At 62.6% G+C, this 19,396-nt stretch carries 23 protein-coding genes; 10 read left to right on the top strand and 13 right to left on the bottom strand.

Annotation, left to right across the window (positions count from 1 at the left end):
* Positions 1-5: 5 nt before the first annotated feature.
* From N5A93_RS14580 to N5A93_RS14600, 5 genes are all read right to left on the bottom strand, one after another.
* Positions 6-2,447, bottom strand: coding sequence for a GcvT family protein (locus tag N5A93_RS14580; RefSeq protein ID WP_268955835.1), 2,442 nt, complete (start codon positions 2,445-2,447; stop codon positions 6-8).
* Complete coding sequence (locus tag N5A93_RS14585) at positions 2,444-3,343, bottom strand: choline/ethanolamine kinase family protein (protein ID WP_268955836.1); 900 nt, start codon at positions 3,341-3,343, stop codon at positions 2,444-2,446. The genes N5A93_RS14580 and N5A93_RS14585 overlap by 4 nt, the downstream gene beginning before the upstream one ends.
* Complete coding sequence (locus N5A93_RS14590; protein ID WP_268955837.1) at positions 3,340-5,349, bottom strand: ABC transporter permease; 2,010 nt, start codon at positions 5,347-5,349, stop codon at positions 3,340-3,342. Before N5A93_RS14590 ends, N5A93_RS14585 begins: the two co-directional genes overlap by 4 nt.
* On the bottom strand, positions 5,346-6,377 hold the full coding sequence (locus N5A93_RS14595; protein ID WP_268955838.1) for a quaternary amine ABC transporter ATP-binding protein: 1,032 nt from the start codon (positions 6,375-6,377) through the stop codon (positions 5,346-5,348). The genes N5A93_RS14590 and N5A93_RS14595 overlap by 4 nt, the downstream gene beginning before the upstream one ends.
* A gap of 120 nt (positions 6,378-6,497) precedes the next feature.
* Positions 6,498-7,442 carry an ABC transporter substrate-binding protein gene (locus tag N5A93_RS14600; RefSeq protein WP_268955839.1) on the bottom strand — a complete coding sequence of 315 codons (945 nt, stop codon included), beginning with the start codon at positions 7,440-7,442 and terminating at the stop codon, positions 6,498-6,500.
* Positions 7,443-7,641: 199 nt separating this feature from the next.
* Here N5A93_RS14600 and N5A93_RS14605 point away from each other — a divergent pair, with 199 nt between their 5' ends.
* Positions 7,642-8,469 carry a DeoR/GlpR family DNA-binding transcription regulator gene (locus N5A93_RS14605; RefSeq protein ID WP_268955840.1) on the top strand — a complete coding sequence of 276 codons (828 nt, stop codon included), beginning with the start codon at positions 7,642-7,644 and terminating at the stop codon, positions 8,467-8,469.
* Complete coding sequence (locus N5A93_RS14610) at positions 8,462-9,241, top strand: inositol monophosphatase family protein (protein ID WP_268955841.1); 780 nt, start codon at positions 8,462-8,464, stop codon at positions 9,239-9,241. Before N5A93_RS14605 ends, N5A93_RS14610 begins: the two co-directional genes overlap by 8 nt.
* A 19-nt stretch (positions 9,242-9,260) precedes the next feature.
* Here the strand turns inward: N5A93_RS14610 and N5A93_RS14615 are convergent, their stop codons facing one another.
* From N5A93_RS14615 to N5A93_RS14625, 3 genes are all read right to left on the bottom strand, one after another.
* On the bottom strand, positions 9,261-9,947 hold the full coding sequence (locus N5A93_RS14615; RefSeq protein WP_268955842.1) for a methyltransferase domain-containing protein: 687 nt from the start codon (positions 9,945-9,947) through the stop codon (positions 9,261-9,263).
* A gap of 174 nt (positions 9,948-10,121) precedes the next feature.
* Positions 10,122-11,054 carry a choline/ethanolamine kinase family protein gene (locus N5A93_RS14620; protein ID WP_268955843.1) on the bottom strand — a complete coding sequence of 311 codons (933 nt, stop codon included), beginning with the start codon at positions 11,052-11,054 and terminating at the stop codon, positions 10,122-10,124.
* A 21-nt stretch (positions 11,055-11,075) separates the two neighbouring features.
* Positions 11,076-13,151, bottom strand: coding sequence for a GcvT family protein (locus tag N5A93_RS14625; RefSeq protein WP_268955844.1), 2,076 nt, complete (start codon positions 13,149-13,151; stop codon positions 11,076-11,078).
* On the opposite strand from N5A93_RS14625, the gene N5A93_RS14630 reads away from it, so the two are divergent.
* The 3 genes from N5A93_RS14630 to N5A93_RS14640 all read left to right on the top strand — a co-directional run bounded on the left by N5A93_RS14630 (position 13,056) and on the right by N5A93_RS14640 (position 15,237).
* Positions 13,056-14,252 (top strand): EscU/YscU/HrcU family type III secretion system export apparatus switch protein, encoded by a 1,197-nt coding sequence (locus tag N5A93_RS14630; RefSeq protein ID WP_268955845.1) that lies wholly within the window; start codon positions 13,056-13,058, stop codon positions 14,250-14,252. The two genes, N5A93_RS14625 and N5A93_RS14630, sit on opposite strands and share 96 nt — an antisense overlap.
* 3 nt (positions 14,253-14,255) lie before the next feature.
* The gene (locus N5A93_RS14635; RefSeq protein WP_268955846.1) at positions 14,256-14,444 is read left to right on the top strand and encodes a hypothetical protein; all 189 of its coding nucleotides are present in this window, start codon (positions 14,256-14,258) and stop codon (positions 14,442-14,444) included.
* Positions 14,445-14,622: 178 nt separating this feature from the next.
* Positions 14,623-15,237: a LuxR C-terminal-related transcriptional regulator gene (locus N5A93_RS14640; protein ID WP_268955847.1), complete on the top strand. Its 615-nt coding sequence runs from the start codon at positions 14,623-14,625 to the stop codon at positions 15,235-15,237.
* Positions 15,238-15,443: 206 nt separating this feature from the next.
* Here the strand turns inward: N5A93_RS14640 and ligD are convergent, their stop codons facing one another.
* The 4 genes from ligD to N5A93_RS14655 all read right to left on the bottom strand — a co-directional run bounded on the left by ligD (position 15,444) and on the right by N5A93_RS14655 (position 17,385).
* Entirely contained in the window at positions 15,444-16,382 is a 939-nt protein-coding gene (gene ligD / locus N5A93_RS14645; protein ID WP_268955848.1) for a non-homologous end-joining DNA ligase, read from the bottom strand.
* 188 nt (positions 16,383-16,570) lie between these two features.
* Entirely contained in the window at positions 16,571-16,756 is a 186-nt protein-coding gene (locus N5A93_RS14650; protein ID WP_268955849.1) for a hypothetical protein, read from the bottom strand.
* Between the two features lie 47 nt (positions 16,757-16,803).
* Positions 16,804-16,929 (bottom strand): hypothetical protein, encoded by a 126-nt coding sequence (locus N5A93_RS19575; RefSeq protein WP_411289503.1) that lies wholly within the window; start codon positions 16,927-16,929, stop codon positions 16,804-16,806.
* A gap of 195 nt (positions 16,930-17,124) precedes the next feature.
* Positions 17,125-17,385, bottom strand: a complete 261-nt coding sequence (locus N5A93_RS14655; RefSeq protein WP_268955850.1) for a hypothetical protein — start codon at positions 17,383-17,385, stop codon at positions 17,125-17,127.
* 152 nt (positions 17,386-17,537) lie between these two features.
* Between N5A93_RS14655 and N5A93_RS14660 the strand changes: the two genes are divergently transcribed.
* The 5 genes from N5A93_RS14660 (at position 17,538) to N5A93_RS14680 (ending at position 19,121) form a co-directional block, all read left to right on the top strand.
* Positions 17,538-17,654 (top strand): CBS domain-containing protein, encoded by a 117-nt coding sequence (locus N5A93_RS14660; RefSeq protein WP_268955851.1) that lies wholly within the window; start codon positions 17,538-17,540, stop codon positions 17,652-17,654.
* A gap of 9 nt (positions 17,655-17,663) precedes the next feature.
* Entirely contained in the window at positions 17,664-18,062 is a 399-nt protein-coding gene (locus N5A93_RS14665; protein WP_268955852.1) for a CBS domain-containing protein, read from the top strand.
* Positions 18,063-18,083: 21 nt separating this feature from the next.
* The gene (locus N5A93_RS14670; protein ID WP_268955853.1) at positions 18,084-18,410 is read left to right on the top strand and encodes a hypothetical protein; all 327 of its coding nucleotides are present in this window, start codon (positions 18,084-18,086) and stop codon (positions 18,408-18,410) included.
* Between the two features lie 16 nt (positions 18,411-18,426).
* Positions 18,427-18,795, top strand: a complete 369-nt coding sequence (locus N5A93_RS14675) for a hypothetical protein (protein WP_268955854.1) — start codon at positions 18,427-18,429, stop codon at positions 18,793-18,795.
* A gap of 134 nt (positions 18,796-18,929) precedes the next feature.
* Positions 18,930-19,121: a hypothetical protein gene (locus tag N5A93_RS14680; RefSeq protein WP_268955894.1), complete on the top strand. Its 192-nt coding sequence runs from the start codon at positions 18,930-18,932 to the stop codon at positions 19,119-19,121.
* Here the strand turns inward: N5A93_RS14680 and N5A93_RS14685 are convergent.
* Positions 19,067-19,318 (bottom strand): FAD-dependent oxidoreductase, encoded by a 252-nt coding sequence (locus tag N5A93_RS14685; RefSeq protein WP_328406841.1) that lies wholly within the window; start codon positions 19,316-19,318, stop codon positions 19,067-19,069. The two genes, N5A93_RS14680 and N5A93_RS14685, sit on opposite strands and share 55 nt — an antisense overlap.
* Between the last annotated feature and the right edge of the window lie 78 nt (positions 19,319-19,396).

Genomic DNA, 19,396 nt, shown 5'->3' on the forward strand with positions numbered 1-19,396 from the left:
TTGGGTCAGCATTTCACCCGCTCCATCCCGGGATCGTAAAGCGGGGCAAGACGCACCGCGCAGGGCACGCGCTCGGTTGCGACCTCAAGCTCGTATTCGCCGCTCAGCACATGGGCGCGGTCGATGGGCTCGGGGCTGCGCACATAGCCATACCCGATCGACTGGTTGACCGTGTAGCCAAAGCCACCGCTGGTCAGCCATCCGACGCGCTCGCCATTGCGGTAGATCGTCTCGCGCCCCGAAAGCACGACGCCGGGATCGGCGGTGAAACAGGCGAGAATCTTTTTCACCCCATTGTCGCGCTGCGTCTCGGCGGCCTGACGGCCTTTGAAATCCATGTTCTTCTTCAGCTTCACCGCCCAGGCAAGACCGGCCTCGGCAGGCGTATGATCGGCGCCGATATCGGACCCCCATGCGCGATAACCCTTTTCGAGCCGGAGGCTTTCGATGGCGCGGTAACCCGCATCGCGCAGGCAGAATTCGCGCCCGGCTTCGCTGAGGGCGTCATAGACCGTGGTGGCGTATTCGACCGGCAGGTGCAGCTCCCACCCCAGTTCGCCGACATAGGTGACGCGCAAGGCCCTGACCGGGCAGCCGGCGATACCGATGGTTTGCGCGGTGCCGAACCTGAAACCTGCGTTGGACACATCGTTTCGCGTGACCTGTTCAAGGATGTCGCGCGCGCGCGGCCCCATCAGCGACAGCACCGCGTAGGCCGAGGTCACATCGACAAGCTGCGCATTCATGCCTTGGGGGATGTTGCGCGCGATCCAGTCGAAGTCATGGGTCGCGAAACCGGTGCCGGTGACGATGTAATATTCATCCTGCGCCACGCGCACGCATGTCAGGTCGCATTCGATGCCGCCGCGGTCATTGAGCATTTGCGTATAGATCAGCGAACCGACCGGTTTGGAGACATCATTGGCCGCGATCCAGCTTAGCGCCGCCTCGGCATCCGGCCCCTTGAGGGTGAACTTGGCGAACGAGGTTTGATCGAACAGGACGGCGGCCTCGCGGCAGGCCTTATGCTCTTCGCCGACGCTCTCGAACCAGTTCTGGCGCCCGAAGCTGTAGATGTCCTTTGCCTCGGTGCCGTTGGTCGCAAACCAGTTGGGCCGCTCCCAGCCCAGCTTTTCGCCGAAACAGGCGCCTTTCGCCTGCAACTTGTCATAGAGCGGTGACTTGCGGCAGGGGCGCCCCGAGCTGTGTTCCTCGAAGGGCCAGGCCATCGTGTAATGCTTGCCATAGGCTTCGGCGGTGCGGGTACGCACCCAGTCGGTATCGAAATGCGGGCGGCCAAAACGGCGGATGTCCACCGGCCACAGATCGAAGGGCGGCTCGCCCTTGGCGACCCATTCCGCCAGCGCCATGCCCGCGCCGCCACCCGCCGCGATACCATAGGCATTGAATCCAGCGCCGACGAACAGGTTCTTCAGCTCCGGCGCCTCGCCGAGAATGAAATTGCCATCGGGCGTGAAACTTTCGGGTCCGTTGACCAGCTGCTTGATCCCGGCGGTCTCCAGCGCGGGCACCCGGCCCAGCGCCAGTTCGACCAGTTGCTCGAAATGATCGAAATTGGAATCGAGCAGCGTGTAGTGAAACCCCTTGGGAATGCCGTTCACCGCCCAGGGGATCGGGTTGGCCTCGTAGCCGCCCATCACGAGGCCGCCCACCTCTTCCTTGTAATAGGTCAGCCGGTCGGGATCGCGCAGCGTCGGCATGTCCGATGTGACGCCGTCGATCTGCTCGGTCACCATGTATTGATGCTCCATCGGCACGAGCGGGACGTTCACCCCGACACTGGCGGCGAAATCGCGGGTCCACTGGCCACCGCACAGGATCACCTTTTCACAGGCGATAAAGCCCTTTTCTGTCATCACCCCCTTTATGACACCGTCTTCCAGTTCGATGCTGGTGACCTTGGTATCCTCGATGATCGTCGCGCCCGCCTTGCGCGCACCCTTGGCCAGCGACAGCGTTATATCCGACGGGTTCGCCTGCCCGTCGGTGGGCATGTAGGCCGCGCCGACCAGATCGTCGGTGGTCATCAGCGGCCAGAGCTCCTTGGCTTCGGAGGGTGTGAGGAGCTGCATCTCGAGGCCAAAGGAATGCGCGGTGGTGGCCTGTCGCTTGACCTCGGTCCAGCGTTCCTGGTTGCAGGCAAGGCGCAACCCGCCATTCATCTTCCAGCCCGTCGCCTGGCCGGTCTCCTGTTCCAGCGTGTTGTAAAGATCGACCGAGTAGCCCAGCAACTGCGTGATGTTGGCGTTCGAACGCAGCTGCCCCACAAGTCCCGCCGCGTGGAATGTCGTGCCCGAGGTCAGCTTCTTGCGCTCAAGCAGAACGACTTCGCTCCAGCCCAGTTTCGCAAGGTGATAGGCGGTCGAGCATCCCACGATGCCGCCGCCGATGATGACGGCCTTTGCGCTTGCCGGAAAAGTGCTCATTTTGATCCTCGCATAGATTGAAAGCCGGACAGCGCCGTTTCGAACCGCGACAGGTTCTTGTCGGTATAGGCGGCGTAGTCGAAATCGATGTCCGAATGGATTTCCGAAACCATGCTCCACATCGTTTCCCTGAGAAGCGATGCGCATTTCATGGCGTGATAGCGGTGGTTCAGCTCGTGGGTCAGATCGGTCCCGAAATAAGTTTCGAGCATCCAGCGTTCCTGGTCGGGGCTGAGTTCGCTGTTCGAGGCCAGCCCGGCAAGATCGAACAGCGGTGAATTGAACCCGCCATATTCCCAGTCGAGCAACCAGAGGCGCTGGCCGTCATCCAGGAAATTGGCGGCCAGAAGGTCGTTGTGCCCCAGCACCAGCCGCACCGGGCCGACCGCGTCTTCAAGATCGACAGCAACGCGCAGCAAACCATCAAGCCGCCCCACATGGCGCGATCCGTCCGCGCGCAGGGTGGCGGCATAGTCGCGCAGCACGTGGAACACCCAGAAGGTCAGCACCGGCCCGCGCAGATGCACGGGCGCCTCGGCATGGCAGCGCCTGAGAAGAGGCAAGATGCGCGCCAGCATCGCATCGTCGCGCACAGCATCCTCGTCGAGGGTGCGCCCATCAACATGGTCGATGACAAGGATGCCCGGTTCGGTGTGGACAATGGCCGGGGCGATCCCGATGGCCTGCGCGGCGCGATGCACCGCCTGTTCATTGAAGCGCATGATCTGGTGCAAAGGGATGTCCTGCCCGACCCGCACAACGTAACGGCGGCCCTGATCGCTGAGCGCGACGTTGAAATTGGTGATCCCGCCGCCCAGCAGTTCGGCCTGCTCGGGCGCTGTCCAGATCGAGAGGGCGGTCGCCCGTTCAAGGGCAGCTTTTTCTGCGTCGTTCATTGTTCAAGTCCCATTTTGCGGCGCATGCGGCTGGCCGTTGCCGACAGGATGCGATCAGCGACAATGGCGATGAAGGCGACGGCCAGGCCGGCGACGATACCTTGCCCGGAATTGGCCTTGGTCAGTGCGATATAAACCTCCTGCCCCAAGTCACGGGTGCCCACCAGCGCGGTGATCACCAGCATCGACAGGGCCAGCATGATGGTCTGGTTCAGGCCGAGCAGGAGTTCGGGGATGGCCATCGGCAACTTGATGCGCCACAGCACCTGGCGCGGCGTGCAGCCCGATACGAGCCCGGCCTCGACAAGCTGCGGATCGACGCTGCGGATGCCGTGGGCGGCATAGCGCACAGCGGGCGCCATCGCATAAAGCACCACGGCGATCATCGCCGAGAAATCCCCCACCCTGAACAGCATCACCACCGGGATGAGATAGACGAAGCTGGGCAGCGTTTGCAGCGTGTCGATAAAGGATCCCACCACGCGGTTCGCCGTGTCGTTCTGTGCCGCCATGATCCCCATCGGGATGCCGATGGCCGAGGCGATCAGAACCGACACACCACACAGATAAACGGTGATCATTGCCTTGTCCCACAATCCCACCATGGCGATCAGCGCGGTGAGCGTCCCCGTCAGGGCCGCCAGCCCCAGCCCCCCTGCGCGCCAGCCGATCAACGTCATCACCATGATCCCCCAGGGCCATGGGATCCCCACGAAGAAGCGTTTGACGGGCAACAGGAGGTAAGACAGAAGCGCGCCCTTGATCGTCTCGAAGACATCGAAGAAATGCACGTTGATATAGCCCATGAAGTCGGACCAGAAGGCACCTGTCGAAACGGTCGCCGCATCGGGGTAGGCCTGCAGGACGGGCGAGACATGCGACAGAAGGTAGGTGCAGATCATCACCAGCAGCACCGTCGCCAGCCAGGGGTGGCGCTGGAACAGGTTGCGGTCGCGGCCAGGTGCATACGCCTGGGCATTGCGGCTGGCGAAAGCCTGGCTCAGCCGATCGAGCGCGATCGCCATGACGACGATCGCCAGGCCCGCTTCGATCCCGCCGCCGATATCCAGTCGCCTGAGCGCGCTGAGCACGTCAAAGCCAAGCCCCCCGGCGCCGATCATCGAAGCGATGATGACCATGTTGAGCGACAGCATGATCACCTGGTTGACGCCCACCATCAGCGTCGGCGCGGCCGAGGGCACGATCACCTTCCACATCATCTGGCGGCGCGTGCAGCCGACCATCACACCGACATCGCGGGTTTCATTGGGCACCCCATGCAGCGCCACAATGGTCACCCGCACCATCGGTGGCATCGCGTAGATGATCGTCGCCACAAGCGCCGCCACCGGTCCGAAACCGAACAGGAACAGGATCGGCACGAGATAGGCGAAGACGGGCACCGTCTGCATGAGGTCGAGCAGAGGGCGCAGCAGTCGCTCGAACAGCGGCGAGCGATAGGCCATGATCCCCAGCAACAGCCCGCCGACCGACCCGATCGGCACGGCGATCAGCACCGAGGCCAGCGTCACCATCGCGCTGTTCCATTGTCCAAAGACCGCAAGATAAAGAAAGCAGGCCCCGATCAGCGCCGCCAGTTTCCAGTCGCGCGCGTAATGGCCCATCGCGACCAGCGTCACGATGATCGCGATCCAGCTCAGCGGCGGGGCGATCTGGACGGCGGCATTGCCAAGCCCGGATGAAAAGCCGTCGATCAACAGGTCGCGCATGAAATCATAGGGAATCTCGATAAGCGTCGAGATGAACCGCGTGACGTCACGGAAGCTGAACAAACCGAAACCGGCATCCTCGACCAGCCAGCGCATGAAGGCGCTGATACGGGCCTCGACCGGCAGGATATAGGCGCTTGGATACTTGATGATCCAGCGCGCATCATAAGCCTTGTAGATATCCCAGGAATAGCGCGACAACAGCCATGTCGCTGCGAACAGCGCCAGCCAGAACCACCCATTGCGCCCCGGAAGATGATCGCGCAGCCCTGTCATGGGGCCGGTTTCCGACCGATCAGCACATCAATGACGGCCTGCCGCCCGATGCTGCCGACCACGTCGCCTTCGGCGTTCACCACCCGGAACGGCAGGGCGCTGGCCTCGATCTGATCGGCCACGGCCTCGATGCGCTGCGTCTGGGGCAGATCGCCCGCCATCTCGCCCTCGGGCGCGCCGGGGGTCATCACGCTGCGCAGCGTCAGTACCTTGGAGCGCGGCACATGGCGGGTGAATTCGCCGACGTATTCGGTGGCGGGGTTCAGCACCAGTTCTTCGGGAGTTGCGACCTGCACGACCCTGCCATCCTTCATCACCGCGATATGGTCTGCCAGCCGGATCGCCTCGTCGAAATCATGGGTGATGAACACGATGGTCTTGTGCAGCATCCCCTGAAGGCGCAGGAATTCGTCCTGCATCTCGCGCCGGATCAACGGGTCGAGCGCCGAAAAGGGCTCGTCCAGAAACCACAGGTCAGGCTCGACGGCCAGTGAACGGGCGATTCCGACGCGCTGCTGCTGCCCGCCCGACAATTGGCGCGGGTAATAGGCCTCGCGCCCCTTGAGACCGACCAGTTCGATCACCTCGCGCGCGCGAGCCTCGCGCTTCGCGCGCGGTACGCCCTGCACTTCCAGCGGAAAGGCGGCGTTCTGCAACACAGTCAGATGTGGCAACAGGGCGAAGTGCTGGAACACCATGCCCATCTTGCGGCGCCGTATGTCGATCATTTCCTTGTCGGTCATCGACAACAGGTCGCGGCCCTCGAACAGGATTTCGCCAGCGGTCGGCTCGATCAGGCGCGAGAGGCAGCGCACGAGCGTGGATTTGCCCGATCCCGACAGCCCCATGATCACGAAAATCTCGCCCTGGCGGATCTGCACGGTGGCATCGCGGACCGCCCCGACAAGCCCCTCTGAGCGGATTTGCTCGGAACTCAGCGCGCCGCCATGGCGTTTGTAGGCATCCTGGGCGCCGGCACCGTAAAGCTTCCAGATGCCACGGCAATCCAGCAAGATCGGTTTTTCCATCTTATCCTCGGGCACTGGTGCACCACCCCGGTCGCGCCGGGAAAAGGGCGGTTGGTCGCAAACAGAAAGTCCGGGCGCAGGCGCGGCAAGGCCCGCGCGCCGGTTTGGGCATGCGCCTGTTCAGTCGGCGATCCAGCCCTGCCAGACCGAACTGTTTTCGGCGAGCCATGCGTCGCTGACCTCGTCCAGCGACTTGCCCTCGAGATCGACGGCGGCGACCATGGCGCCCATGTCCTCGTTGCCGATGGTAAAGGCCTCGACGGCCTTGGCAGCACCCGGCCATGTATCGGCAAGACCCGACCACGCCACTTTCCAGATCGGCCCCGTCGGCTTGCCGCAATCATATGCCAGGTTCGGATTGATCCCCACCGAAGGGTCCTCATAGCATTCGGGCGTATAGGGCGGGAAGGCCACGAAGCTGCCCTCGTATTTCGTCGGCGCCCAATGCGGTGCATAGATCCACAGCACGATGGGCGCCTTGCGCTGATAGGCGCTTTCAAGTTCGGCGAAAAGCGCGGCATCGGTCCCGGCATGGACCACTTCGAAATCGAGGCCCAGGGCCTCGATCCGTTCCTCGTCGAAACCGCCCCACGTGACCGGCCCGCCCAGATAACGGCCCATCGGTGCGGTCTCGGGCGTTGCGAATTCCCGCGCGCAATCGTTGAGCGCCTGCCAGTCCGGAAGTCCGGGGCAGACCTCCTCCATGTAGGCGGGATACCACCATTCCTCGATCGCCTTCATGCCGGTATCGCCCATGTTGACGACCTGCCCGGTGCCGACAGCCTCGTCCATCGCCTCGCGGCCGGTGGTTTCCCATATCTCCATCGCCACATGCAGATCACCGCTTTTCAGCCCGGCGAATTGCGCGATGTAATCGGCCTGCACGTATTCGACGTTATAACCGGCCTCGGCCAGGACCTTGCCCATGATGGTCGTGGTCAAGAGCTGACCGGTCCAGTCATGCATGGTCAGCTTGATCGGCTCCTGTGACTCGGCTTGGGCAAAGGCCCCACCGGCCATCGCCAGCCCGGCGCATGTTGCCGCCGCAAATGTTGAAAGACGCATCCTGAGAACTCCCTGTGTTTTGTTTTTTGGCCGACGGCCTTTTTCACAGCCTTCGATTCGCCGCGCCATAACAGACAATTTCCAACAGCGTATCTCAGTTTTCAATGTTTATTTTTGTTTTTTGTGGTTTTAATGTTGGTATTTGATGGATTTTGTGGTTTTTTGCCTAGAAATCCACAGGGTCACAGCGGAGCCCGACATGACCAACCCCTCGACGCCCTCTATCGACGCCCGCTCACTCCCCGCATCACAGCGCGGCGCCGAGATCATCGACCTTGTGACGCGCGCCGGGGGCAGCATGCGTATCCAGTCGATCGCCGAGGCGCTCAACGTCTCGGAGGAAACAGTGCGCCGGAACGTGCGGCGGCTTTCGGATGAGGGGTTGGTGCGCAAGGTCCATGGGGGCGTTCTGCTCCAGCATGGCTCGACCGAACTGAACTTCGCCCAGCGGATGGCCGAAAACCCCATCCCCAAGCAGCGCATCGCGGCCCATGTGGCGGGTTTGATCAGCGACGGCAGCTCGCTGTTTCTGGATGTCGGATCGACAACCGCCTTCATCGCCGAGGCGCTGAAGGCCCATCAGGAGCTGCTGGTGGTCACAAATTCGGTCGCCGTCGCCCACAGCCTTGCGGCGCGCAACAACAACAGGGTGTTCATGCCTGGCGGCGAACTGCGCGGCCATGACGGCGGCGTGTTCGGCGCGAATGTGCTGGATTTCGTGCGCCAGTTCCGCACCGATTTCGCGGTGCTTTCGGCGGCGGCGATCAATGCGCGCAACGGGTTCATGCTGTTCGACATGGAAGAGGCGCTTTATTCGCGCGAGATCATGGCGAATTCCACCACAAGGATCCTGGCGGCGGATAACAGCAAGTTCGGCCGCACAGCCCCGATCGCCATCGGCCCGCCCACATCGGTCGACCTGCTGATCTGCGACGGCCCACCCCCCGAAGACATCCGCGAGGCCGCGCAAGGCTGGGGCACCGAGATCGCCATAGCCGACAGATCAGGGGGAAAAGCCCATGACTGATGCGGACGACCTGCGCCGCCGCCTGTCCGCCGCGCTCGACATCACCGAGGCAGCCAGCCGCATCGCGCTCGCGCACTTCAACCGCTCGCTCGACATCATCACCAAGGACGATGAAAGCCCTGTCACCATCGCCGACCACGAAACCGAAGAGGCCATCCGCAGCCGCTTGCAGGCCGAGTTCCCCGATGACGGCACCTACGGTGAGGAGTTCGGCAGCCAGGGGCTCGACAAGATCGACATCTGGGTTGTCGACCCGATCGATGGCACGCGGTCTTTCATAGCGGGCGTGCCGCTTTTCGGGATGCTGCTGGCGATGACCCGTCAGCGTCAGCCGGTTCTGGGGATCTGCCGCCTGCCCGCGATCAGACAGGTCTACGCCGCCGCGCGCGGGCTTGGCGCCACCCGCAACGGCGCGCCGATCCATGTGTCGCGCCAGACCGCGCTTGACCGGGCCATGCTGTTCATCAACGAGGGCGAAAAGATCTACGCCGATGCGCCGCAGGTGTTCGAGCGGCTGATGAATGCGGGCAAGCTGCGCCGCCTCTCCTATGACTGCCAGCCACATGCGCTTGTCGCCAGCGGGCAGATCGACGCCGTGGTCGATTATGACCTCAAACCCTATGACTATTTCGCGCTGGCCCCGATCATCACCGAAGCAGGCGGCATCATCACCGACTGGCAGGGCCGCCCCCTCGACTACGGCTCCGACGGGCGCGTGATCAGCGCCGCCACACCCGAACTGCATGGCGAACTGATGGCCCTTCTGGCCTGAGCAGGTGCGCGCGCCCCCGTCAGCGCCGAGTCAGCGCGCAGGTTCCGCGCACCTTGCGACCGTCACGAAAGTAGTCCTTCATGCCTGTGGTGTCGCCGCCAAGGATGAGCGCGTGGTCAATCCAGGCGATATCCATGGCCAACGCATCGGCCATGAATTCGGTCGCGCGGCGGCTGGGTACGCCGACCACGGTATGCGACTGCCCGGCAGAGGCGGGCACGGCATTGAGGGGATTGGACACCTCTTCGCGCAACAGCTGAATCATGGCGTTGTCGACCATGATGAATTCGCTGTCGATGATGATGATTTCCGGCTCAAGCCGCTTGGCGAGCGAGAGCAGTCGCAAGTGATCCATGACGTGATAGAAAATACCATAGACCGCGACCACGTCGAAACGCGCGCCCTGCGCCACAAGTGCTTCAAGTTCGTCGAACAGGTCATTGCAATGCAGTGAAACGCGCGCCTTGAAGTCGGTTTCCGGAAAGACCGCGAAACGGTCGATCAGTTCCGGGCGCGCCTCGACCCCATGCACATGCGCCGCCCCCGCCGCCGCCAGCGCATAGGACCAACGCCCATCGTGACAGGCCAGGTCAAGGACCCTGGCACCTTCGATCTGCGGCGCGAAAGGGCCGATCAGCAGATCATGCCGACGATTGAGGCGGTGAACAGTGGTTTCGTTTTCCGAATAGGGCGGGATATTTCCCATGAAATTGAAAAAATCCACCATCCACACACTCCAAGTTGGCACAAAGCTTTAGACGCATACTGCGATAATAAAAGCAACTTTGGCGTGCGCCGCCAGACAAACCTGCGCTCTGCCGCGCAAAAAAGCGGGCATGGGGCCAAAAGCCGCCACGCCCGTCAGTCGGAGAGAACAGGTTCAACCCGCGCGTACCGCAGCCAGATGGCCCGCGAAGGAAGGGTCGCTCATCAGGGCGTTGCACCGCGCGAAACGGTTGACGGCATAAGCCCAGAAATCCTCGGCCGGGTTGTCGTCGGCGTGCTGGATCAAGCCCCAGAGGGTCCACAGAAGATCGCACATCGCCTTGTAGATCACCGTCCGCCCGATCTGTGCCGCGCTGGGATGCGCGCCAAAATAGGCTGTCAGCATTTCGATATCCTGCGCGTCGCTCAGCCCGGCCTCGACCGACAGATCGCCCAGATCCCAAAGCGCGTCGTTCATGCCGGAATATTCGAAATCCACGATCCACATGCGCACGCCGTCATCAAGGAAGTTCTCGCAAAGCGGATCGCAATGGCTTGGCACCAGATCGCCGGGATTGTCGGCCAGAAGCTGCTTGATCGGCGCGGCCTCGGCCACCACGCGCTCATAGCCTTCGGGCAGCTCAATATCCTTGGTCGAGAGAACCTCCAGATAGTCGTCGATCATCGAAAAAAGCTCGAAGCGGAACTGAAAAGGCGTCTTTGCATCATGCAGTTGCCTGAGCGCAGCGCCCGCGCGCGCCGCCGCGCCCGCGCGGCTGGCGAAGAGCTCGGGCGTCATCGTGACGATCCCCGTGATGCATTCGCAGACCATGTCACCGGTCGCCTCATCCGCCCAGATCACGCGCGCGCACACTCCGGTATCTGCGGCGATGCGGGTGTTGTGGATTTCGACCGCCCGGTCGATATAGGCCTCGGTTCCCTCGCCCGGAATGCGCACAATCGCGCTCTTCCCGCCAGTCTCGACGCGGTAGACAAGATTGGTCATCCCGCCCAGCCGCTCGATCTCGCAGGTTTCGGGCGCGACCTTTTCAAACCCCGGCGCCCTGCGCAGCACCGCGATCACGTTTCCCTCATTTTCATCCCTCATCTTGTCGTCTCCCCTGTTGTATCACGCCTTGAGGCGTTCATTGGCCGGATCGTAAAGCTGCCCATCGACCCGGCGGATCGCATGACGCGCGCCGAATAGCTCCAATTCGAAATCGCCTTCCTGCGCCAACGCATCGGGCAGATAACCAAGGATGATCGTCTGGCCGACCGTGTGACCATAGCCCGCGCTTGAGGCCACCGACACGGTCTTGGCGTCATGCAGGATTGTCTCGCCGCCGGTGATGGGCAGCTTGTCGTCGCAGACAAAGGTGCAAAGCCGTTGGCGCGTGCCTTCGGATTTCTGTTTTTCGAGCACCGCGCGGCCGGTGAAATCGCCCTTGCTCCTGAGATGCACGCGAAAGCCCAGCCCGGCCTCGATCGGCGTGTAATCGGGGGTGATATCGGCGCTCCAATAGAGATAGCCCTTTTCGAGGCGCAGCGATTCAATCGCGCGGTAACCCACATCGCGGATGCCATGCGCCTGCCCCGCCTGCCATAGGCAGTCATAGACATGGCGCGCGAATTCCGTGGGGATATGCAGCTCCCAGCCCAGTTCGCCGACATAGCCGATCCGCACGGCATTCACATGGGCGGCGCCGACGATGATCTGCTGCGCGGTCGCGAATGGGAAGGCGGCGTTGGAAACATCGTGCTCGCTGACCGCTTGCAGCACATCGCGCGCTTTGGGACCGCAAATATTGATCACAGCCCGCGCCGAGGTGACATCGCTCAGGTAAACCGAGCCGTCCTGCGGCAGCGCGCGGCGGATCCAGTCGCTGTCATGCACACCAAAGCCAGATCCGGTGACGATATAGAACCGGTGCGGGCCGGTGCGGGTGATGGTCAGATCGGCTTCGATGCCGCCATGTTCATTGCAAAGCTGAGTATAGATCACGCTGCCGACGGGCTTGTCCATGTTGGACACCGCAAGGCGCTGCAATGCGTCGAGCGCGCCGGGGCCGACCAGCTCGAACTTCGAGAAGCTGGACTGGTCGATCAACGCGACACCCTCGCGCACCGCCTTGTGTTCAAGCGCGGCATACTGTTTCCAGCCGGGGTCGATGAAGGCCAATTGATCGACAGGCTCGACACCTTCCGGGGCAAACCAGAGCGGGCGTTCCCAGCCGTTCTTGGACCCATAGACCGCGCCATGTTCCCTGAGCCGGTCATAAAGCGGGCTGAGGCGCAGGTTGCGCGCGGTCCCGGCCTCCTGCCCCGGATAGCGCATCTTGTAGTGATGTGCGTAATGCTCGACGGCGCGCGGATACATGAAGGCGCGCGTCGCGTGATGCGGGCTGAAGCGGCGCACGTCAAGCGGCCACAGATCGAGGCTGGGGCGTCCATCAACGATCCATTCGGCGATCATCTCGCCCGCACCGCCGCCCGCCGCGATCCCGTAAAGGAACCCGGTCGACAGCATCAGGTTGTCCAGTTCCGGCGCCCAGCCCATGACGAAATCGCCATCCGCCGAATAGGGGATCGGTCCGTTGATGACCTGCCGGATACCGACCTCGTTGACCACCGGCGTCACCACGCCCGCCATTTCGGCCAGCGGCGCGAAACGATCAAGATTGTCAGGCAGCAATTGCCGGATGAATTCGCCGGGGATGCCGTCATCACCGAATGGCAGGGTGCATTCCTCGTAACCGCCGATCACCAGCCGCCCGCCCGCATCGGGCTTGTAATAGACCAGTCGTTCCGGGTCGCGCAGGGTCGGCAACCCCTTGACCAGTTCGGGTTGGGGCAGCGGTTCGGTCACGATATACTGGTGCTCGACGGCGCAGGCGGGAACCGTGACACCCAGCTTGGCAGCCAGTTCGCGGCTCCACATTCCGGCGGCCAGAATCACGTTCCCGGCCTCGTAGTCGCCCTCGGATGTCATCACCCGCGTGATCCGGCGGTTCACAATCTCGAAATCGGTGACCTTCACGCCCTGTCGGATCTGCGCGCCATGTTTGCGCGCGCCCGCCGCAATCGCCTGGCACAGGCTGGCGGGGTCCACATGACCATCCGATGGAATGAACGCAGCGCCCTCCAGGCCGGTGGCGTCGATATAGGGAAACAGCGCCTTGGCCTCGTCCGGCGTGATGATCTGCATGTCGAGATCGAAGAGGCACGCAAGGAAGGCCGTGTCACTACCTCGAGCGAGGTATTCGTTCTGGTCACCCTCGCCATGGGCGGGTTGATGTTCGTGATCGGCAAACCCGCCCTGGCGGGGCTGACCGGGCTTTGGGCGTCCGGGTTGGTGATCGTGCCGGGCGACGCGCTCGATGCGTTGATGCTGACACGCACCCGGGATGTCTTTGTCTGGATGCTCGCCGCAGGACCGGGCCTTGGTCTGCCGCTTGTGGCGGCCGTGCTGATGGCCCAAAGCGGGATGGGCGGCCTCAATTTCGCGCCCAAGGCGATGGGCTTCAAGGCGGACAAAATCAACCCGCTCGAAGGCTTCAAGCGCATGGTTTCGATGAAGGCGCTGGTCGATCTGGGAAAGGCGGCGCTCAAGGTCACGCTGCTGCTGGCAGCGGGCGCGCTCATGCTGCAACCCATCCTGCCTGCGCTTGCCGGTGCGGCGGATCTGTCATCAGGAGATGCGATGGTGCTTCTGGGTACCGCGATGCTGAGGGTTCTGGGCGGACTTCTGGTGGGGCTTGCGCTGATCGCGGCGATCGATCTGGCCTGGCAGGTCCACTCGAACACCAAGGCCCTGCGCATGTCGCTTCAGGACATCAAGGACGAAACCAAGGAGGCCGAAGGCTCGCCCGAGCAAAAGGCCGCGTTGCGCCGCCGCCAGATGGATGCCTCTCACCGCGCCTCGGAACGCAAGGCACTCGCCGATGTGCCGCAGGCCACCGCGATCATCACCAACCCCACCCATTTCGCAATCGCCCTGCGCTATGACCCCGCCAGTGGTGAGGCCCCGGTCGTGATCGCCATGGGCCGGGGTCGCATCGCCCGTGAGGTGATGCGGCGCGGACGGCGCGCGGGAGTGATGAAACTGCAGGTGCCGCCCCTTGCCCGTGCGCTCTACTTCACCAGCGCGATCGGGCGTGAAATCCCCGAAGCACTCTATACCGCTGTCGCGGTGATCCTCGCCCATGTCTGGCGGCTCGAACAAGGGCAGCGCGAACCCATCCCCGAGGTCACGCTTCCCACCAATCTCGTCCTCGACGAATACGGCCGCCCAAAATACAGGAGTTGATCCATGGCCTCGAAACGCACATCCACCGGCGAAATGATCTCGACGCTTTGCTTCATCGGCGTCGGGTTCTGGACACTGGGCGCGGCTATGGACTCGCCCATGTCGCGAGCGATCATTCTCACACTATGCGCTTTGGCGTGCTTTGCCGGCGCCGCACGTCACCTGATTGCGGGTTTACTGAACCGTGAATGACCATATCGCCACAGTTTTGCAAATATTGTTGGGTAAAAAGCGGTTTGGAGCGCGATAACCACTCAAACTATTGAAAAACCCACCTCGCGCGATAACTCTCTTTTTGCGCGAATGAAACTTATGGCTGGGGGCAGCGTAACGAATAACAACCTTGGAACATCACAGGATACCCTGGCCAATGACACTTACGATTCTTTTGGCGGACGATCACAATCTTTTGGCCGAAGCAGTGGGCAATATGCTCAATGCAAAACCGGATTACGAGGCGATCACCACCGACTCTCTTGATGGCGCGCTCAGCCTGCTCAACGGACGGAACGATATCGACCTCGTTCTTCTTGATCTCAAAATGCCCGGGATGATGGGCCTCGCAAGCATTAAAATGGTGATCGACAAAGCCGGAGACGGAAAAGTCGCCCTATTCACCGGCATGGTGGACCGGCACTTCCTGAACAGCGCCCTTGAACTGGGTTGTTGCGGGCTGATCCCCAAGACAATGCCGCTTCAGTCGCTCAACAGCGTGATACAGCTGATCATGTCGGGCCAGGTTTTCGTCCCCATGGATACAACCCAGAACGGGGCCGAAAAATCCGGCGGTGACGCCGAATTGACCAGCAAGGAACTTTTTGTCCTGCGCCTGGCAGCGGACGGGCTGACCAACAAGGAAATCGCCCGCGACATGAACACCAGCGAAGTGACCATCAAGATGCATATGCGCTCGATCTGCAAGAAGCTTGGCGCGCGGAACCGGGCGCATGCTGCGATGATCAGCCGGGAACGCGCATTGATCTGAAACCGGTCGCGCCTGCGCGTCGTATCGTCGCTCCCTGCCCTGGCAGACCTGAGCCCTTCGAGGAGTACGCCTGCGCTTCTGGTTCTGCCGCCTTTCAGGATCGGCCATCTTGGACTGGCGCGCCGCGTTCTGTATCCGGCTCCAGATCTGGCACCCCGTCTTGAACAGAAGACCGCGCCACCCTCTTGCAGGTTCCGCTTCCAGGCTCAACTCTTCGACCAATCCTCAAGCGCCTCGATAACGCCTTTGCCGATGCCCCGCGCCTTGGGCCCCCGCAACGGACAGGGTAGCGACAGCCGCGCCTCCATGTCGCCCGCATGAAAACCGTCGGGCCGCGCCAGATCGGCAAGCTCCTCCCATGAGACCGGTACCGCCACGGCGGCGCCGCGACGGGCGCGAAGCGAATAGGGCGCAATGGCCGTGGCACCGCGCTCATTGCGCAGCCAGTCGATGAAGACGCGCCCCTTGCGCTTTGACTTCGACATGGTCGCCGTAAAGGCATCTGGGTCGCGCGCTGCCAATGTCTGTGCGAATGTGCGTGCGAAGTCCTTCACCCGATCCCAGCCCGAAATCCGGCGCAGCGGCACAACCACATGGATTCCCTTGCCTCCGGTCACCATCGCCGCCGATTGCAGGCCACAGGCTTCCAGCCCATCGCGGACCTGCCCTGCCGCCGCCTTGACCCGATTGAAATCCAGCCGCTCGTCGGGGTCGAGATCGAACACCAGGCGGTCGGGGCGCTCGATCCGGTCGCGCGCCGCGCCCCAGATATGGAACTCCAGCGCCCCCATCTGCGCGGCACCGATCAGCCCTTCGCGCGTGGAGACATACATGTAGTCCTCCACATTGCCATCCTTCTCCTTGACCGGCATTGTCTTCACCGCGCCGGGAAAGCCCTTGCCCGCATGTTTCTGGAAAAAGCAATCCCCTGACATCCCGTCAGGACAGCGCAACAGGGACAGCGGATGATCGGCGGCATGGGTCAGCATCCGCTCGCCCACCCGCGCGTAATGCTCGGCCACCTCGCCCTTGGTCAAACCGACCTCGGGATAGACGACGCGCCCGACGCTCGATACCCGGACCCCGCCGATCTTGCGCTCGTCATCGCTTTCGCTGTCTGTTTCGGCTTCCGCTTTGGCACTCACGTCCCTGGCCTCCTTGTCTTCGCGCAGGCTCTAGAGAACACCGTGTCTGACCCGGCCCCCACGTGTGAATTCGCTGTATTCGGCCTCGACAACCAGCTTGGTCGTCACCTAGTTTGCACCTTTCTCCTCGGACGGCAATTAGCCATCGAAGGATGGCGACTTGTGGACCAGTGGGGAAAGCGCCGTTCTCAGTGTATCGAAACCGTCTTCGTAAATCCGGTGTCGACGCGACCGCGAAAGACCAGTTCGCCGTGCTCATGGCTGCCCAGCACCAATGAGGCGCAGAACTGTCCCACCTTGTCGGAGGGCAACCAGCCCGCGATCGCGAACTCGGCCCGCCGGGTGAACTTGGACTTGATCAGGCTGTGCTGCACCCGCTACGATAGGGCGCTTCGAAACCACCCCCTCGCAGCCCACAGCATCACGGTGCCGCCGCCAAATGGGTCTTCGGGAACCCTCCCTCGAAACTCATGCAAGCAACGGGGTGATCCTCGGCCCTCACCGCAAGGCGCTTTTGGGGCGGATCGTCCGACGGCCCCTTTGTCACCGCCCATGACAACAGGACGCAGCCCCATTCCAGCTTGAGATCGCAATGCAAGCGGTGGCACCGTGTTTTAGAATGACAAAGGCAAGGCGATCACCGCCCACCGATCCTGCCCTTTGCAGATCGTTCTTGCTGGCATGCCGTGGACCCTCGTCCTGCGCGTGGCGCCCCATGCTCGCGCAGGGCGGCGCGCAGTAGCTATTCTTCGATCACGACCTCGCCATCACTCGGCTCGACCGTCTCGGTCGGCGCGTCGGCGGGCACGTTCACATCGCCTTCCGAAAGCTCCGCCGCCGGAGCCTCTTGCTCGCCGGTTTCCGGACCCGGTGCCATGAAGGCCTCCTCGGCCACCCAGAAAAGAATGATGCCAACCCCGAACACCACGGCAAACGCGATCACGATCAGCGGCACGCGGTGGCGGCGTTTTTCTACTTGCGGGTCGGTATCGGGCGGGCTCATCGACAATCTCCTTTTCCATTTCAGGGTCAACCGCGGCAGGGAGGGAATGTTCCCGCAGAATTATGCGGATCACCCCGACACTGCAGGAACATCGACCGCCCCTTTTGCGTTCCATTTCAGGAAACCGTTCCAGGGATCAAAGGAGGACCGAGATGCAGATTTCAGAACTCATGACCCGCGACCCGATCACCGTGACCCCCAATCAGACCATCTGCGAGCCGGCGGCAATCATGGAAAAATCAGGTCTTGGCTTTCTGCCCGTCGGCTAAGACGACCGCATGGTCGGCATGATTGCCGACCATGATATCGCGCTGCGCGGCGCCGGGCTTGGCAAGACGCCCAACACGATGGTGCGCGACGCGATGACCGAGGACTTGCGTTACTGCTTTGATGATGAAGACGCCGAAGCCGTTATGCAGAACCTTGGCAGTCAGCAGATTCGCCGGATTCCGGGCGTGTCGCGCAGCGAAAAAAGCCTCGTTGGCATCGTGTCGCTCGGTGACATCGCCCAGCGCGGCAGCGAAGGTGACGCTGGCGCCGCATTGGAACAGATCGCCCAACCGGGCGGTCGCATACTGACGACGGACACGAAGCGCCCCGGCAAGCCAGATCAGGGTTCCACATGTTCAGCCCTTGAGGTCGCCCGGGGCATGTGCGGAATGATCCACCGCCGGTGACATCCGATGAAAGGAGACACCATGTCAGACACTGAAAAAGCCACCCGGATCATCCCGACCGAGGTCCAGCGCCAAGAGGGCAACGTGATCAACCAGAGCGCCCAGCAGATCGATCCCGCCGGGCGGTATCGAGTTGACGTGAACGCCAACACCGAAGGCGAGCTGAACACCAAGCAACCCGGCCATCTGCCCAAGTATCTGCCCCCTCAGGGCCCTGACCCCGTGCGCGACCGCAAGACGGTCCGCGAAGCCGGACCCAAGGAGATGGAAAACCCACCGGAAAGATGGGACGAGGTCGACGAGGAGACCGATCAGACCTTCCCGGCAAGTGACCCGCCGGCAAACTAATGAAGTCCCCGCGCGAATGATCCTGCCGCGCCTTCGCCCCGTTCAGCCACCCACGCCCGCCGCGCCCCGAACCGGGCAGCGGATCGTCATCGCGCTGCCAAGGCCATTGCTCACCACATTTCGCGCAGATATCTTGCAGCGCGCTCTTCAGGCCTTCCTCCAGCGTGGGGTGATGAAAGGGCATATCCAACGCCTCGCTTACCGTGGTGCAGCCTTTGATCAGCGACGCCAGAAGATGCGCCAGATGCTCGCGCCCCTGATCCGAGAAATCCACCTCACCGGCGACATGGTCGCTGTCACCCTGTTCGGGTATCTTTCCGATCACCGCCGCGGCGGGCTGCGCAAACGCGATGCTGAGCGCGATCTTGCGCGCTGTGCTGCGTAGATCAGGATAGGCGCGGCGTTGCGCCCCGCGATCATGCCCTCCTGCGACGCTTCGTGCAGTAGCGGGCGGTCGTGATTGGCATCGCGTGCGAGGAACACCGGCACATCGCCGCATTGCATCGTCGCCGAGTCGAAATGCGTGTTGCCGTGATCTTCCAGCGCCACCCGCGCATTCTCAAGCGCTGGCGCCTCGAAACGGGCAGAGGACCGGATGCAGGTGCCTTCGGGAAGTTAGGCAATGTCCTTCTGAAAACCTTGTGCGAAATCATCGCTCAGCCAGCGGACGCGCCGCATGACCTCGCGCGCGATAACGCGGGGGCCGTATGAATCCCGAACTGGGCGGCATGCCTCTCGTTCTCTGCCGCTTCGGCGGCGGCGGCAATCAACTGCTTTGAGGGCATGCAGCCCACGGTGGCAAAATTTGTACATGCGAAGTCCGGGGCGATCAGCAGCGCGCGCAACCCTTCACGGCGGGCATGACGCTCTGCTGCCAGACCGGCGGTCCCGGACCCCAGCACCGCCACATCGGCGCCGGTGGACGCAAGCAGTCATCGGCGCCTTCAGAAGATGTGGCCTCCTTCAACGCGCAGGCCCCGGAAGGC

Source organism: Roseovarius salincola, assembly GCF_026891095.1.
In the GTDB taxonomy this organism is placed as follows: domain Bacteria; phylum Pseudomonadota; class Alphaproteobacteria; order Rhodobacterales; family Rhodobacteraceae; genus Roseovarius; species Roseovarius salincola.